Source organism: Enterobacter asburiae (assembly GCF_024599655.1).
GTDB classification, from domain to species: domain Bacteria; phylum Pseudomonadota; class Gammaproteobacteria; order Enterobacterales; family Enterobacteriaceae; genus Enterobacter; species Enterobacter asburiae_D.
In genome coordinates, this window is sequence record NZ_CP102247.1 from 704,653 (window position 1) to 720,676 (window position 16,024).

Sequence of the window (16,024 nt, forward strand, 5' to 3'; positions counted from 1 at the left end):
CAATCACTTGTTTTCTAAGCAATCAAAGTAAGGATAGATGGAGATTGTGAATTAAAAAAGGGCATCCATTGATGCCCTTAATATTTATCCAAAACGGACGTCGCGCCCGTGAGGTTCATCCAGATCCTGCCACGGCCCAATGGAGATAATGCCCGTCGGGTTGATGGTTTTGTGGCTGCGGAAATAGTGGGTGCGAATATGGTCGAAATCGACCGTGTCGGCGATACCCGGCATCTGGTAGATGTCGCGCAGGAAACCATACAGGTTCAGGTAATCGCTGATTCGGTGCTTGTCGCACTTAAAGTGGGTGACATAGACCGGATCAAAGCGAACCAGCGTGGTCCACAGGCGAATGTCCGCTTCCGTCAGGCGATCGCCCGTCAGGTAGCGATGCTTGCCCAGGAGCTGTTCCAGACGCTCCAGCGATTCAAACACCTTTCCGACCGCCTCGTCATACGCTTCCTGGCTGGTGGCGAAACCGGCCTTGTAGACACCGTTGTTGACGTTGTCGTAAATCCAGCTGTTCAGCTCGTCAATTTTCTCACGCAGCTCAACCGGATAGTAATCTCCGGCACGGGCGCCGTGCGCGTCAAACGCGGTATTGAACATGCGGATGATTTCCGCAGACTCATTGCTGACAATCGTCTGGTTTTTCTTGTCCCACAGCACCGGCACGGTAACGCGCCCGGTGTAATGGGGATCGGCGCGCAGATAGAGCTGGTAAAGGAAATCGTGGTGGTAAAGATCGTCGCCGGTCGCCGCAGGAAAATCACTGTCAAACGTCCAGCCGTTTTCCAGCATCAGCGGGTTCACGACTGAAACCGGAATTAAGGATTCGAGACCTTTAAGCTTGCGCACAATTAGCGTGCGGTGTGCCCACGGGCAGGCAAGCGAAACATAAAGATGATAACGGTCTTTCTCAGCCGCGAAGCCGCCTTCGCCGCTCGGGCCTGGCGCGCCGTCGGCGGTCAGCCAGTTACGGAAGGCCGAAACTGAGCGCTTGAAGCGACCTCCGGTGGATTTGGTGTCATACCAGACATCCTGCCATACGCCGTCTACGAGTTGTCCCATTTTTTCTCCTCCGTCAGATAGCAAAAGCGAGGAGATGTCTCCTCGCTTTGTGTTCATTCAGTATAGCGTGCTTACCATTTCTTATTCAGAACGCGGTCGATGCTGTATGCACCCGGGCCAGTGACGGCCAGCAGCAGGAAGCCACCCGCGATGGTCAGGTTTTTCATGAACATCAGAGAGTTCACGCCTTCCGCAAAGTTGCTGTGGAAGATGAACGCCGTCAGCACGGTGAAGCCTGCGGTAAACAGCGCGGTGGTACGGGTCAGGAAGCCGAACAGGACTGCCAGGCCGCCGCCGAACTCAAGAAGAATGGTCAGTGGCAACAGGAACCCCGGAACGCCCATGGCTTCCATATACTGCTGGGTACCCGCATAACCGGTGATTTTTCCCCAACCTGCCACGATGAACAGAATTGGCATCAGAATACGCGCGACCAGTACACCAACATCTTCTAATTTTTTCATTTTACTCTCCAGGAAACCACATGAGCGGCTGAACTTTATTTGTCTGCAATTCCGGGTAGATACCGCGGTATTGCTGTCGATGGAGAGCATCATAAACGGGGCGGGTGGCAATTGTTAGCAAGGAAAACTGTCAATCTAATTCAAAGATATTGAGTAAGGGGGGCGTGCGCGCTGGTGCCCTCACCCCAACCCTCTCCCACAGGGAGAGGGCGCAAAAACAAAAAACGGTAACCAGGGTTACCGTTTTGCTTTTATCACCGTAATTGCTGCTGACGGATCGTCGCTTTCACCAGACGCCAGGCGCTCCAGGCACCAAATCCACGACGCGCCCAGCGGATCAGCATGTTCGGATGGCGAACGGACCAGATAGCCATCACGCTGCTGCCGACCAGTGCCCAGGAACGCAGGCTCAGGACGGTATTCCAGCCCCGGTCAAACCGTCGCGTCGCGTCAATCCAGTCGCGACGACTGGCAGACAGATCCAGCCGTTGCTGCTGGATCTGGCTTAACAGGTACGCTTTTCGCTTTTGACGTTCGGCTTTACCGCTCACGGCTAGTCATCCTCCAGCAGGGCGCGATCGTTCGCGAGCTCCTGACGCGTATGGCGCAGGAAAGTAGACTTGCGCGCTTTACGCAGCGTCCAGATACCGCCTATCAACGCTGCGACCAGCAGAACGACGGTGGTGGCAATCATCGCGTTAAGACGATACTGCGGATCGATGGCCCAGATGATTAGCACCATCAGGCTCATCAGACCAAACGCGGCGAAGAGCATGGTCAGCCCGAGCATCAGCAGCATCTGGAAGAGGTTCGCTTTCTCCTCCTCCAGCTCGACCACTGCCAGCCGGACGCGCGTTTCGGCAATCCCGACCAGCGTCGTTAAAATACGCTGGCCGATGCCGAGGACGTTGTTAGCAGGCCCTTGTGCGTGACGAGGATCTTCCATATCAACGACGCGTCAGAAGGACACCCAGTACCACACCCACTGCGGCACCAATCCCTACACCCGTCCATGGATTATCACGCACATATTCGTCCGCGCGCGCAGCCGCTTCGCGGGTCTGTTTCGCCAGTGCATCACCGGTTTCACCCAGGCGATAGCGGCTCTCTTTCAGCGCCTGCTCCGCCTTGCTGCGCAGTTTGCTGACCTCTTCTTTTGACTTGTCAGCAGAGGAGTTCAGCACCTCTTCAAGGGTATCGGCCAGGGATTTCAGTTCAGCGCGCAGATGTTCAGACGTCGTATCTTTTGACATGATTCTCTCTCCTGTTGAGATTTCCGTTAACTCAATAATCGCGAGCTTCCAGCGCTTTCAGATCATCCTGCGCTTCTTTCAACTTCTTCTCGCGCTTAGCAATTTTTTCCGCATCCCCTTTCTCTTTCGCTTCCTGCAGGTCGCGACGGCGCTCGGCTATCTCGTCCTTCTGTTCAGCGATTTTCTTCTGGTGGTCGGCACGAAGCTTGCTGTCTGAACAGTTCGCTTTCACTTCGCTCAGCGCTTTTTTAAGACCATCAACACGGTGCTGATTGTTATGCTTTTGGGCATAACCGATCTCACGCTGAATATCCTGTTCTTTCTCCTGACAGAGAGAGTTTGCGAAGGATGCTGTGCTTAAAGAAAAAAGGGCCAGAGCCAGAGTCATGCGGAATTTCATTATCGAAACCTTCCATTGTGTGGCGGCATAAGCCGCTATCCAAAGTTATGCGGAGTACATCGAGGGGTGCTCCGCGTACTTAAGCATAGTAAGTAAACGGGGGATTCACCAAAGTGAGTGAAAAGATTCGGAATCCTGGAAGTTATCCAAACCGATGCGACGTATCGCGAATCAATGAGAGCCAGGCCGCAGGCTGGCTCTCATCTTCCTGCTGAGCAATGATATACCCGTGCGGCAGCGTACGGTCGAGCACCACTTTCGCGGCGGCACTTTGCGCACGGGAATCAAACTTGATCAGTAAAACATCGTCCTGCGGGGTGATGCTCTTAAAGCGGATCCCGTTCGCATCCAGATGATGCCAGACGGAAAAACCGTCAGGCACGCTGGCACCCTGGTTTACCGGGCGGATGGCCAGCGTCGATTCCTGATGCGAAAGCGCGCTCCATGCCAGCAGCAGGGCGCTGAGCACCACCAGTGTAATCATGGCAAAAGCAAAACGGCGCAGAGCGAGCGGTGAGATAACCATCGTCAGCCTCTGGCTCCGTATTTCTTTTTCCACAGGACAACCAGTGAGCCAATCAGGCCGAAGACCAGCAGAACCACGGGCAGCAGCATCAGGCAGGACATCAGCTGGTCTTCATATTTCATAAAGACCGGCGTTTTACCCAGTGCATAGCCCAGCGTCGTCAGAATAAGCACCCAGAGCAGACCGCTCATCCAGTTAAAGAACTGGAAGCGCGCGCTGCTCAACCCCGACAGGCCGGCAATGGTGGGCAGCAGGGTGCGAACAAAGGCGATAAAGCGGCCAATCAGCAGCGCGGAAAGCCCGTGCTTATGGAACAGGTGGTGCGCCCGCTGGTGATAATGCGCGGGCAGATGAGAGAGCCAGTTCTGGACGATCCGGGTATTGCCCAGCCATCTTCCCTGGATATAGCTCACCCAGCAGCCGAGGCTGGCCGCAACGGTCAGTAATAAAATGGTGTGTGGAAACGCCATCGCTCCTTTGGCACACAGCACGCCGACAAGCACCAGCAAACTATCACCGGGCAGGAAGGCAGCAGGCAGCAAACCGTTCTCAAGGAACAGGATCATAAACAAGACGAAATAGAGCATGCCAATCATGGAAGGGTTGGCCAGCGTTTCAAAATCCTGCGCCCAGAGGGCATGCAGTAGTTGGGTCAAAAGTTCCATTCAGTGTTCCTGGAAATCGGTTAACGTCACGCCTGTTATCCGGGACAAACAGCACGGCGACATTGTTGTGATTTCATTATGGTCGCTCGCGGACACATTGCGGTGTGGCCAACACTGTTCCCTGTTAATTGGCTGGTTAGCAAGCACTAACTTACAAAATAAGGAATTGAATCCAATTGTAACAAAGCCCAACGTTCTGCGTCACAGAATTTGCAGGGGTGAGTTGATTTTGGCGTAAGCCCAGGAAGTGAGCGAGGGGATTTACAAAGGCTGACACTATATATGTTTTGCTTACCCATGTAAGCCGGAAGGCGCAACGTAGCGCCTGCCAGCAGAAAGGTCATCTATTTTGCGGCACTAGATGCCGTATCGAGATGAACAACGGGATTATCGGCAAAAAGATAGCGGTCAGCGTTGAATTCGAAGTCATCGCTGGTTTCGTTGAACAGCATCTGCTTGGTGTTTTCCAGGTGCTGCCACATCGCCAGCTTGGCGGCATGCGGATCTTTACGAATCAGCGCCTTAAGGATTTGGTCGTGATCGTCGCACCAGTTGTCGACGGTACGGGAATCGATATGGTCGTGCAGTTTTTTCCAGTACGGGTTGTGAACGCGCTGAGCCCACATTTTTTCTACGATTGCCGCCAGGGCCGTATTTTGGGTTGCCAGGGCGACCTGAACGTGGAACTGAAGATCCCACTCTGAATCGCGGAAACATTTTTCCTTACGGGCATTCTCCTGGATCTCCATCAGCTTCATGATGTCCTGCTTGGTCACCTGCGTGGCTGCAAACTCAGCAATATTGCTTTCGATCAGCTGGCGAGCCTGGAGCAGCTCAAACGGGCCATAGCTGGCAAATTCCAGACTTTCGTCCGCGACGGGAGAGTGTTTCGGCAGATTAGAAATCACGTGAATGCCGGAGCCTTTGCGTACTTCAACGTAGCCTTCCACTTCCAGCATGATAATCGCTTCACGCACCACGGTACGGCTCACGCTTTTTTCATCCGCGATAAAACGCTCGGCGGGAAGTTTATCACCGACAAGATAGACCCCTTGCTCGATGCGATCTTTCAGCTCGGCAGCAAGTTGTTGATATAAACGACGTGGTTCGGTGATTTCCATATGCGCTCCAGGCAGGGTACGGCAGATGATTTGTTATACCACTTTTGCGTGCCACTCTCCAGATTTTGCCACTAAAAAAGCCGCTACTGAGCGGCCTTTAAATGCCGGGTGGCGCTGCGCTTACCCGGCCTACGGTTTCGTTGGATGGTGTAGGCCGGGTCAGGCGAAGCCGCCACCCGGCACAGTAATGCTAACTCTGCGTCGCCGGTTTCCCGAGGGACTCTTTCGCCAGCTCCTCTGCCGATTTGCTTTTCAGCACCGTCCAGATAACCACCGCACCCATCAGGTCGAAGATCGCCAGCACCGCGAACAGCGGGCTGAAGCCGATGGTATCCGCCAGCGCGCCGACCACCAGTGCAAACATGGTGCTCGCGGTCCAGGCGGCCATGCCGGTCAGGCCGTTGGCGGTTGCCACTTCGTTACGACCAAAGACGTCAGACGAGAGCGTAATCAGCGCGCCGGACAGGGACTGGTGCGCAAAGCCACCGATGCACAGCAGGGCAATGGCGACGTACGGGCTGGTGAACAGGCCGATCATGCCCGGGCCAATCATCAGCAGTGCGCCCATGGTCACTACCATTTTACGGGAAACAATCAGGTTCACCCCAAACCAGCGCTGGAACAGCGGTGGCAGGTAGCCGCCCACGATACAGCCCAGGTCAGCGAACAGCATTGGCATCCAGGCGAACATCGCGATCTCTTTCAGGTTAAAGCCGTAGACTTTAAACATGAACAGGGGGATCCACGCGTTAAAGGTACCCCAGGCCGGTTCAGCCAGGAAACGCGGCAGTGCGATACCCCAGAACTGACGGGTGCCCAGGATCTGCCAGACGGTCATTTTTTTGCCGTTGTTGGTCTGATGCTGCGCTTCCTGACCGCCAATAATGTATTCGCGTTCTTCTTCGGAGAGCTTTTTCTGATCGCGCGGGTGTTTATAGAAAATCAGCCACGCCATCGCCCAGGCAAAGCTCAGCACGCCAGAGATGATGAACGCCATCTGCCAGCTGTGCATCACGATAGCCCACACCACCAGCGGCGGTGCAATCATTGCCCCGATGGACGAGCCTACGTTGAAGTAGCCGACCGCAATGGAACGCTCTTTTGCCGGGAACCACTCGGAGCTGGCCTTCAGGCCCGCCGGGATCATCGCAGCTTCAGCCGCACCGACCGCACCACGAGCCAGCGCCAGTCCACCCCAGCTGCCTGCCAGCGCGGTTGCACCGCAGAACACCGCCCAGGCGATGGCGAAGAAGGCATAACCGATTTTGGTACCGAGAATGTCCAGCACATAGCCAGCAACAGGCTGCATGATGGTATAAGCCGCGGAATAGGCGGCAATGATGTAGGAGTATTGCTGCGTGGAGATATGCAGCTCTTCCATCAACGTTGGCGCTGCTGCTGCCACGGTGTTACGCGTCAGGTAGCCCAGCACGGTACCTAACGTCACCAGTGCGATCATATACCAACGTAACCCTTTAATTTTACGCATCTAAAACCTCATCGTTATGTTATTTCCGCGCCAGAGCACGGCAACCTCTCGACCGTTTCCGGGAGCAGTTGTGTAACGGGAGGGGCGTAGCCGGGAGCATGTCCCGGAACGGCCCGAACCTTGCCATAAGTAAGCGTGCATAAGTCGGTATCCGTACCGCTAAACCCGATGTCTCTCACACCGGTAATGCATTCCGTCGGCTTATAGTTTGCGACGGCGAAAAAGATAACTTGTCATACAACTTTAAAAGGTGAGTGACATCACAAATGTATGATTCTTTGTGGGGACATTATCCGTTGCGTGCAAAGCCAGTAACGGCGGGGGCTGCAGAAGGGTTTACTCCGTTGAGGGTAATTTATTTGTTGACGTTTATTGATCTCACTCACGAAAAAAGCTTCGGTGGGTGGAAATTGGTGTGATAACTTTGCAGCATATGAACATACGCTTTCTGACGCTCCCGTAATGAGGAAGACGATAATGACGCCGTTTATGACCGAAGATTTTCTGTTAGATACCGAATTTGCTCGCCGCCTGTACCACGACTACGCAAAAGACCAGCCGATTTTCGACTACCACTGCCATTTACCGCCGCAGCAGGTTGCCGAAAATTACCGTTTCAAAAACCTGTATGACATCTGGCTGAAGGGTGACCACTACAAATGGCGCGCCATGCGCACCAACGGCGTCGCCGAGCGCCTGTGTACCGGCGATGCGACCGACCGCGAGAAGTTTGACGCCTGGGCGGCGACCGTTCCGCACACCATCGGCAACCCGCTCTACCACTGGACGCATCTTGAGCTCCGCCGTCCGTTTGGCATCACCGGCAAACTGCTCTCCCCAACGACCGCGGATGAAATCTGGGATCGCTGCAACGCGCTGCTGGCGCAGGATAACTTCTCCGCGCGCGGCATCATGAAGCAGATGAACGTGAAGATGGTGGGCACCACCGACGATCCGATTGACTCCCTGGAACATCATGCCGTTGTCGCCAAAGACACCTCTTTTGATATCAAAGTGCTGCCAAGCTGGCGCCCGGACAAAGCCTTCAACATTGAGCAGGCCACCTTCACCGATTACATGGCGAAGCTGGCGGAAGTGTCGGATACCGACATCCGTCGTTTCGCTGACCTGCAAACCGCGCTGACCAAACGTCTGGATCACTTCGCGGCGCACGGCTGTAAAGTGTCTGACCACGCGCTGGACGTGGTGCTGTTTGCGGAATCAAATGAAGCCGAGCTGGACAGCATCCTGGCGCGTCGTCTCTCCGGCGAAGGCCTGAGCGAGCACGAAGTGGCGCAGTTTAAAACGGCGGTGCTGGTATTCCTCGGCGCGGAATACGCGCGTCGCGGCTGGGTACAGCAGTACCATATCGGCGCGCTGCGCAATAACAACCAGCGCCAGTTCAAACTGATCGGTGCTGACGTGGGCTTTGACTCCATCAACGACCGTCCGCTGGCGGAAGAGCTGTCCAAACTGCTGAGCAAACAGAACGAACAAAACCTTCTGCCAAAAACCATCCTGTACTGCCTGAACCCGCGCGATAACGAAGTGCTGGGTACCATGGTCGGCAATTTCCAGGGCGAAGGGATGCCGGGCAAGATGCAGTTCGGTTCCGGCTGGTGGTTCAACGATCAGAAGGACGGCATGGAGCGTCAGATGACGCAGCTGGCGCAGCTGGGCCTGCTGAGCCGCTTTGTCGGCATGCTGACCGATAGCCGCAGCTTCTTGTCCTATACGCGCCATGAATACTTCCGCCGCATTCTGTGCCAGATGATTGGCCGCTGGGTGCACGCGGGCGAAGCGCCAGCGGATATCGAGCTGCTGGGCGAAATGGTGAAAAACATCTGCTTTAACAATGCGCGTGACTACTTCGCCATTGAACTGAACTAAGGCCGTTTGAGGTTGATATGCAATACATCAAAATCCATTCGCTGGATAACGTTGCCGTCGCGCTGGCTGATTTGACCGAAGGAACGAGCGTCACGTTCGACGGTCAGTCGGTCACGTTGCGCCAGGCTATTGGGCGTGGACACAAGTTTGCCCTGATCCCCATTGCGAAAGGGGAGAACGTGGTGAAGTACGGTTTGCCCATCGGTCATGCGCTGGCGGATATTGCGCCGGGTGAATATATTCACTCCCACAATACCCGCACCAATCTGAGCGATCTGGACGAGTACAGCTATCAACCTGATTTCCAGGCGGAAGCCGGGCAGGCGGCAGATCGTGAGGTGCAGATCTACCGTCGCGCCAGCGGCGAGGTGGGGATCCGCAACGAGCTTTGGATCCTCCCGACCGTCGGCTGCGTGAACGGGATTGCGCGTCAGATCCAGACGCGTTTTCTGAAAGAGACCAACGATGCTGAAGGCACTGACGGCGTACATTTGTTCAGCCACACCTACGGCTGCTCGCAGCTCGGCGACGACCACATCAATACCCGCACCATGCTGCAAAACATGGTGCGTCACCCGAACGCGGGCGCGGTGCTGGTGATTGGCCTGGGCTGCGAAAACAACCAGGTGGACGCCTTCCGCGACACGCTGGGCGAGTTCGACCCTGAGCGCGTGCATTTTATGGTGTGTCAGCATCAGGACGACGAAGTGGAAGCGGGCATTGAGCAGCTTCATCAGCTGTATGACGTGATGCGCCACGACAGGCGCGAGCCGGGCAAGCTGAGCGAGCTGAAGTTTGGGCTGGAGTGCGGCGGGTCTGATGGCCTGTCCGGGATCACCGCCAACCCAATGCTGGGCCGTTTCTCAGACTACGTAATCGCCAACGGCGGCACCACGGTGCTTACCGAAGTGCCGGAAATGTTTGGCGCGGAACGTATTCTGATGAGCCACTGCCGTGACGAAGAGACCTTTGAGAAGACCGTCACTATGGTGAACGACTTCAAACAGTACTTCATTGCCCACAATCAGCCGATTTATGAGAACCCGTCGCCGGGCAACAAGGCGGGCGGGATCACCACGCTGGAAGAGAAATCCCTCGGCTGCACTCAGAAAGCGGGCGCGAGCCAGGTGGTTGACGTGCTGCGCTACGGCGAGCGCCTGAAAACGCACGGTCTGAACCTGCTGAGCGCACCGGGCAACGATGCGGTCGCCACCAGCGCGCTGGCGGGTGCTGGCTGCCATATGGTGCTGTTCAGCACCGGGCGCGGTACGCCGTACGGCGGTTTTGTGCCGACGGTGAAAATCGCCACCAACAGCGAGCTGGCGGCGAAGAAAAAGCACTGGATCGATTTTGATGCGGGTCAGCTGATCCACGGCAAAGCCATGCCGCAGCTGCTGACGGAGTTCGTGGACGCTATCGTGGAATTTGCTAACGGTAAGCAGACCTGCAACGAGAAGAATGATTTCCGCGAGCTGGCGATTTTTAAGAGCGGTGTGACGCTTTAATCGGTGCGGCCTGATGCCCTCGCCCACGGGGAGAGGGTACAAACACTAAAAACGGCAACCCCAGGGTTGCCGTTTTGCGTTTACCCTGTAGGCCCGGTAAGGCGTAGCCGCCACCGGGCTTTTGTTTTAACCGCGCAGTGCGTTCTTCGCTAAACGCGCGTCTTCCGCCTGACAGGCCGCTGCGGTAAACAGCACGTCGGTAGAGGAGTTCAGCGCGGTTTCGCAGGAGTCCTGCAGGACGCCGATGATAAAGCCGACGGCCACAACCTGCATCGCAATCTCGTTCGGGATACCGAACATATTACATGCCAGGGGGATCAGCAGCAGCGAACCGCCCGCCACGCCGGATGCGCCACAGGCACACAGCGACGCCACAACGCTCAGCAGCAGCGCGGTTGGCAGATCGACAGGAATGCCCAGCGTATGCACCGCCGCCAGCGTCAGCACGGTAATGGTGATCGCCGCACCCGCCATGTTCACGGTTGCGCCCAGCGGGATCGACACGGAGTAGGTATCGCGGTCCAGGTTCAGCTTCTCCGCCAGCGCCATGTTAACCGGAATGTTCGCCGCAGAGCTGCGGGTGAAGAAGGCGTAAACGCCGCTCTCGCGCAGGCAGGTCAGCACCAGCGGATACGGGTTGCGGCGGATCTGCCAGAACACCAGCAGAGGGTTGATCACCAGCGCCACCAGCAGCATACAGCCGACCAGCACAACCAGCAGCTGCGCGTAGCCCCACAGCGCGGCGAAACCGGTGGTCGCAAGCGTGGAGGAGACCAGACCGAAAATCCCGATTGGTGCAAAGCGAATCACCAGCTTCACCATAAAGGTCACGGCGTTGGACATATCGTTCACCAGGTTTTTCGTGGTGTCGTTACCGTGACGCAGTGCGAAGCCCAGACCAATCGCCCAGACCAGGATGCCAATGTAGTTTCCGCTCATCAGCGCGGTGATGGGGTTAGAGACCATGCTCATCAGCAGGCCGCGAAGCACTTCTACAATGCCGGATGGCGGCGTGATATCGCCGGCTGCGCTGGTCAGATGTAGTGTGGACGGGAACAGGAAGCTGAACACCACAGCGGTTAAGGCCGCAGAGAAGGTTCCCAGAAGATACAGGAACAGAATAGGGCGAATGTTGGTTTTTTGTCCGTGCTGGTGGTTGGCGATAGACGCCATAACCAGCATCAGAACCAGAACCGGCGCGACCGCTTTAAGTGCGCCGACGAACAGCGTCCCGAGCAGCCCCGTGGCTTCCGCTGCAGGTTTTGAGACCATGGCCAGCAGAATACCTAGTACCAGTCCTACCAGAATTTGTTTAACCAGGCTGCCCTGCGCCAGGCGCGCAAAAAGCCCTGTCGATTGTGTGCTCATACATTATTCCTGAGTGAAATTGCGTTCCATTCCGAATGTGCTCTAAGTCACATTTATGTCCGGATGTAAGTAAATGTTTGCCTGGTCGAGTATAGGGAATGCGCGAAAGGAGGGAAGCGTAAAATGCTGGATTTTACGTGTTGCATCATATTTTTTAACTGCTTCGTTACAAAAGTGTGTTCACCCTCTCCCTGTGGGAGAGGGCCGGGGTGAGGGCATCAGGCCGCACCGAACGTTTTACTCCACCTGCTGCTTCTTATCGTGCTGGCGGTTAACCCAGGTATTGATAATCAGCGTCACGATCAGAATGCCAAACACCACGCCGAGCGAAATGGCGATCGGGATATGGTAGAAATCGACGATCAGCATCTTGATACCGATAAACACCAGGATCACCGACAGACCGTACTTCAGCATTGAGAAGCGCTCCGCCGCGCCCGCCAGCAGGAAGTACATCGCACGCAGGCCGAGGATGGCGAACAGGTTTGAGGTCAGGACGATGAACGGGTCGGTGGTCACCGCGAAGATCGCCGGAATGCTGTCCACCGCGAAAATCACGTCGCTCAGCTCAACCAGAATCAGCACCAGCAGCAGCGGGGTGGCAAACAGCAGGCCGTTCTTGCGCACGAAGAAATGCTCGCTCTCAATCTTGTCGGTCATGCGCAGATGCCCACGGATCCACTTCACCAGCGGGCGATCGCCAATCGCGGAGCCGTCCTCTTTCGCCAGCGCCATTTTGACCCCGGTGAACAGCAGGAAAGCGCCGAAGACGTACAGCAGCCATTCGAACTGGGTGATCAGCCAGCTGCCGGCGAAGATCATGATGGTACGCAGAACAATGGCACCCAGCACGCCGTAGACCAGCACGCGGCGCTGCAGGGCCGCAGGCACGGCAAAGTAGCTGAACAGCATCAGCCAGACGAAGACGTTATCGACCGCCAGGGCTTTTTCAATCAGATAACCGGTGAGGAAGGCGAGCGCCTGAGGATCGGCCACCGCGCGGCCTTCGGTCGAGGCCAGATACCACCAGAAGGCGGCACAGAAGAGCAGGGAGAGGGTGACCCACACCAGAGACCAGGCCGCAGCCTGTTTGATGCTCATGCCGTGTGCGCCGCGACGCCCCTGCAAAAAGAGGTCGATCGCCAGCATGATGAGCACGACAACCGCGAATCCGCCCCACAACATTGGAGTGCCGACAGAATGCATACTATTTTCCTTACACATAAAAAACAAAAACGGCCATGGTCAGAAGACGATAGCCGTTAGCTTTTTATGCATAGACCTCGCCTTCCGGCAAGGTCTCACTTACAACCACGAGGGTTGCCCGGCGACCGGATGCGCGTTTAACGCATCGTAATGACGATCCACCGGCGAAGAAGTTACTCCCCTTTGCAGGTAACAAAATATGTCAGACCATCGGTTTCGTCAATGGTCTGCGCCGTTTCATTACACAGCTTTACGCGATCGCTTCCGCGCCTACGCCGTCTGCCGGGAACACCACGCCGGTCTGGCGGCGGATCTCCGTTTGCAGCTTCGCCGTGGTGCGGCTTACCGCGAGGCCTGGGTGATTCACTTCGTTGTCTTCCACCAGACGGGCGAAGACCTCTGCCTCATAGAGCATAGTGTTAATATGCTGAGGCTGCGTCAGCTCCTGCGCTTTGCCGCCGCGCGGCACAAAGCTCACTTTCTGGCACTCGGAGATCTTCTCGATAACCAGCGAGCCCGCTTCGCCCTGAATTTCGCTAGGCAGCACGGAATCGCTCACCTTGGAGTGCTGCAGCGTGACGCTGAAATCACCGTAGTCCAGCACCGCTAAGCCGTGCGCATCCACGCCGCTCTCCAGCAGGCTGGCGGTGGCGGTCACGCCGTGCGGTTCGCCCCACAGCGCCACTGCGGAGGCAAGGCAGTAGAAGCCGATATCCATAATCGAGCCGTTCGAGAAGGCCGGGTTAAAGGTGTTCGGGTTTTCGCCGTCCAGGTAGCGCTGGTAGCGCGACGAGTACTGGCAGTAGTTGATAAAGGCTTTACGCACTTTGCCAATTTTCGGCAGGGACTGCTGCAGCAGCAGGAAATTCGGCAGGCTGGCGGTTTTGAACGCTTCGAACAGCACCACCTGGTTTTCGCGGGCAAGCGCAATGGCCGCTTCCACTTCCTGGATATTTGACGCCAGCGGCTTCTCGCAAATCACATGCTTTTTGTGGCTGAGAAATAGCTTTGTCTGCGGGAAGTGCAGGGAGTTCGGGCTGGCGATATACACCGCATCAATGGCGTCGCTTTGCGCCATCTCATCAAGCGAAGTGAAGAGATGCTCAACGAGGTAGTCGTTAGCAAAACTCTGCGCCTGCTCAAGGCTGCGGGAATAGACTGCGGTAAGTTTAAGTTTGCCGGTTTCGTGGGCGGCGTCGACGAACTGGCGTGTGATCCAGTTCGTACCAATGACTGCGAAACGTATCATAAACGTTTACGTACTCCGTAGCGGGGAACCTTTAGCCACTGTAGCACGTCATCATGACAATTCGCGTGCGCTATTCCGCATTACTATTTAACGATAAATGCGTAAGCCATAGCCGGGTATCAAACTCCAGCTGGTGGTACTGCGGCTCCATGTGGCAGCACAGGGAATAGAACGCTTTGTCGTGCTCTTTCTCTTTCAGGTGCGCCAGCTCATGAACGACGATCATCCGCAGAAAGGCTTCCGGCGCGTTACGGAAAACCGTCGCGACGCGGATTTCGGCCTTCGCCTTCAGCTTGCCGCCCTGCACGCGGGAGATGGCGGTGTGCAGGCCGAGCGCGTTTTTCAGCACGTGGATCTTGTTGTCGTACATCACCTTGTTGATCGGCGGGGCGCTCTTCAGATACCGGCTTTTCAGATCCTGCGTATACTGCCAGAGGGCCTTATCGGTCGCGAAATCGTGCGTGCCGGGGTAACGTTTTTCCAGCACCGCGCCGAGCTTCTGCTCGGCAATCAGGCTGCGAACCTGAGTCAGTAAATGCTCCGGATAGCCCTGGAGATAAGTAAGTTGGTTCATCAAAAGCCCAAATTAATGCGAAAACGGGTATACTCACGCACCCTTTTCAGGGATACGCCAAATTTTACCATTCAGGAGGGCCGATGAGCCACTTAGACAACGGTTTCCGTTCACTCAACCTTAAACGTTTCCCGGAAACGGACGACGTTAACCCGCTCATGGCGTGGGAAGCGGCGGATGAATATCTGCTGCAGCAGTTGGATGAAACTGAAATCCGCGGCCCGGTTTTGATCCTGAATGACGCATTTGGCGCGCTGGGCTGCGCCCTGGCGGAACACACGCCTTACAGCATCGGCGATTCCTACCTGAGCGAGCTGGCGACGCGTGAAAACCTGCGCCATAACGATATCGAAGAGTCCAGCGTGAAGTTCCTCGACAGTACCGCGGACTACCCGCAGGCGCCGGGCGTGGTGCTGATCAAAGTGCCAAAAACCATGGCGCTGCTGGAGCAGCAGCTGCGCGCGCTGCGCAAGGTCGTGACGCCGGAAACGCGCATTATCGCGGGTGCCAAAGCGCGCGATATTCACACCTCGACGCTGGAGCTGTTCGAGAAAGTCCTCGGCCCGACCACCACCACGCTGGCCTGGAAAAAAGCGCGCCTGATCAACTGTACCTTCAGCGCACCGGAGCTGGCCGACGCGCCGGAGACGCTGAGCTGGAAGCTGGAAGGGACCGACTGGACCATCCACAACCATGCGAACGTCTTCTCCCGTACCGGTCTGGATATCGGGGCGCGTTTCTTTATGGAACATCTGCCGGAAAATCTGGAAGGTGAGATTGTCGATCTGGGCTGTGGTAACGGCGTGATTGGCCTGACGCTGCTGGCGAAGAACCCGGACGCCAGCGTGGTGTTCAGCGACGAGTCGCCGATGGCGGTGGCCTCCAGCCGTCTGAACGTGGAAACCAACATGCCGGAAGCGCTGGACCGCTGCGAGTTTATGATCAACAACGCGCTGTCTGGCGTAGAGCCGTTCCGCTTCAACGCGGTGTTCTGCAACCCGCCGTTCCACCAGAAGCACGCCCTGACGGATAACGTCGCGTGGGAGATGTTCCACCACGCGCGCCGCTGCCTGAAAATCAACGGCGAGCTGTATATCGTGGCGAACCGTCACCTGGACTACTTCCACAAGCTGAAGAAGATTTTCGGCAACTGCGTCACCGTTGCGACCAATAACAAGTTCGTGGTGCTGAAAGCGGTGAAGCTGGGGCGTCGTCGGTAAGATTGTTTTGCCTGGCGGCGCTT

Annotated in this window: 17 protein-coding genes; 3 read left to right on the forward strand and 14 right to left on the reverse strand. The window is 56.3% G+C overall.

What is annotated here, in order from left to right:
• Nucleotides 1-84: 84 nt before the first annotated feature.
• The 10 genes from NQ230_RS03405 to NQ230_RS03450 all read right to left on the reverse strand — a co-directional run bounded on the left by NQ230_RS03405 (nt 85) and on the right by NQ230_RS03450 (nt 6,989).
• Nucleotides 85-1,071, reverse strand: a complete 987-nt coding sequence (locus NQ230_RS03405; RefSeq protein ID WP_159514973.1) for a glutathione S-transferase family protein — start codon at nt 1,069-1,071, stop codon at nt 85-87.
• Between the two features lie 71 nt (nt 1,072-1,142).
• Nucleotides 1,143-1,535 (reverse strand): DoxX family protein, encoded by a 393-nt coding sequence (locus NQ230_RS03410; protein WP_023309292.1) that lies wholly within the window; start codon nt 1,533-1,535, stop codon nt 1,143-1,145.
• Nucleotides 1,536-1,789: 254 nt separating this feature from the next.
• Entirely contained in the window at nt 1,790-2,086 is a 297-nt protein-coding gene (locus tag NQ230_RS03415) for a YqjK-like family protein (RefSeq protein ID WP_032659774.1), read from the reverse strand.
• A gap of 2 nt (nt 2,087-2,088) precedes the next feature.
• Nucleotides 2,089-2,481 (reverse strand): phage holin family protein, encoded by a 393-nt coding sequence (locus NQ230_RS03420; RefSeq protein ID WP_023333540.1) that lies wholly within the window; start codon nt 2,479-2,481, stop codon nt 2,089-2,091.
• Nucleotide 2,482: 1 nt separating this feature from the next.
• Nucleotides 2,483-2,788 carry an ElaB/YgaM/YqjD family protein gene (locus NQ230_RS03425; RefSeq protein WP_008503141.1) on the reverse strand — a complete coding sequence of 102 codons (306 nt, stop codon included), beginning with the start codon at nt 2,786-2,788 and terminating at the stop codon, nt 2,483-2,485.
• Nucleotides 2,789-2,819: 31 nt separating this feature from the next.
• Entirely contained in the window at nt 2,820-3,188 is a 369-nt protein-coding gene (locus NQ230_RS03430) for a DUF1090 domain-containing protein (protein ID WP_159514972.1), read from the reverse strand.
• A 142-nt stretch (nt 3,189-3,330) separates the two neighbouring features.
• Nucleotides 3,331-3,714 (reverse strand): EnvZ/OmpR regulon moderator MzrA, encoded by a 384-nt coding sequence (gene mzrA / locus NQ230_RS03435; RefSeq protein ID WP_121424730.1) that lies wholly within the window; start codon nt 3,712-3,714, stop codon nt 3,331-3,333.
• A gap of 2 nt (nt 3,715-3,716) precedes the next feature.
• Nucleotides 3,717-4,379 (reverse strand): DedA family general envelope maintenance protein YqjA, encoded by a 663-nt coding sequence (yqjA, locus tag NQ230_RS03440; RefSeq protein ID WP_023309289.1) that lies wholly within the window; start codon nt 4,377-4,379, stop codon nt 3,717-3,719.
• A 344-nt stretch (nt 4,380-4,723) separates the two neighbouring features.
• Complete coding sequence (gene exuR, locus NQ230_RS03445; protein WP_257259974.1) at nt 4,724-5,500, reverse strand: transcriptional regulator ExuR; 777 nt, start codon at nt 5,498-5,500, stop codon at nt 4,724-4,726.
• 190 nt (nt 5,501-5,690) lie between these two features.
• The gene (locus tag NQ230_RS03450) at nt 5,691-6,989 is read right to left on the reverse strand and encodes an MFS transporter (protein WP_023333537.1); all 1,299 of its coding nucleotides are present in this window, start codon (nt 6,987-6,989) and stop codon (nt 5,691-5,693) included.
• A 477-nt stretch (nt 6,990-7,466) separates the two neighbouring features.
• Here NQ230_RS03450 and uxaC point away from each other — a divergent pair, with 477 nt between their 5' ends.
• Nucleotides 7,467-8,879, forward strand: a complete 1,413-nt coding sequence (uxaC, locus tag NQ230_RS03455) for a glucuronate isomerase (RefSeq protein WP_213823077.1) — start codon at nt 7,467-7,469, stop codon at nt 8,877-8,879.
• A 17-nt stretch (nt 8,880-8,896) separates the two neighbouring features.
• Nucleotides 8,897-10,384 carry a UxaA family hydrolase gene (locus NQ230_RS03460; protein ID WP_257259978.1) on the forward strand — a complete coding sequence of 496 codons (1,488 nt, stop codon included), beginning with the start codon at nt 8,897-8,899 and terminating at the stop codon, nt 10,382-10,384.
• Between the two features lie 126 nt (nt 10,385-10,510).
• On the opposite strand, the gene sstT is transcribed toward NQ230_RS03460, so the two are convergent.
• The 4 genes from sstT to NQ230_RS03480 form a co-directional block, all read right to left on the reverse strand.
• Nucleotides 10,511-11,752 (reverse strand): serine/threonine transporter SstT, encoded by a 1,242-nt coding sequence (gene sstT, locus NQ230_RS03465; RefSeq protein ID WP_257259979.1) that lies wholly within the window; start codon nt 11,750-11,752, stop codon nt 10,511-10,513.
• A 237-nt stretch (nt 11,753-11,989) separates the two neighbouring features.
• Nucleotides 11,990-12,958: a TerC family protein gene (locus NQ230_RS03470; protein WP_032650327.1), complete on the reverse strand. Its 969-nt coding sequence runs from the start codon at nt 12,956-12,958 to the stop codon at nt 11,990-11,992.
• Nucleotides 12,959-13,208: 250 nt separating this feature from the next.
• Nucleotides 13,209-14,207: a Gfo/Idh/MocA family protein gene (locus NQ230_RS03475; RefSeq protein WP_213328908.1), complete on the reverse strand. Its 999-nt coding sequence runs from the start codon at nt 14,205-14,207 to the stop codon at nt 13,209-13,211.
• A 70-nt stretch (nt 14,208-14,277) separates the two neighbouring features.
• Nucleotides 14,278-14,781, reverse strand: a complete 504-nt coding sequence (locus NQ230_RS03480) for a YgjP-like metallopeptidase domain-containing protein (RefSeq protein ID WP_047347756.1) — start codon at nt 14,779-14,781, stop codon at nt 14,278-14,280.
• Between the two features lie 83 nt (nt 14,782-14,864).
• Here NQ230_RS03480 and rlmG point away from each other — a divergent pair, with 83 nt between their 5' ends.
• A complete protein-coding gene (gene rlmG, locus NQ230_RS03485) occupies nt 14,865-16,001 on the forward strand; it encodes a 23S rRNA (guanine(1835)-N(2))-methyltransferase RlmG (RefSeq protein ID WP_010435862.1) in 1,137 nt (378 codons plus the stop codon).
• Nucleotides 16,002-16,024: the final 23 nt, after the last annotated feature.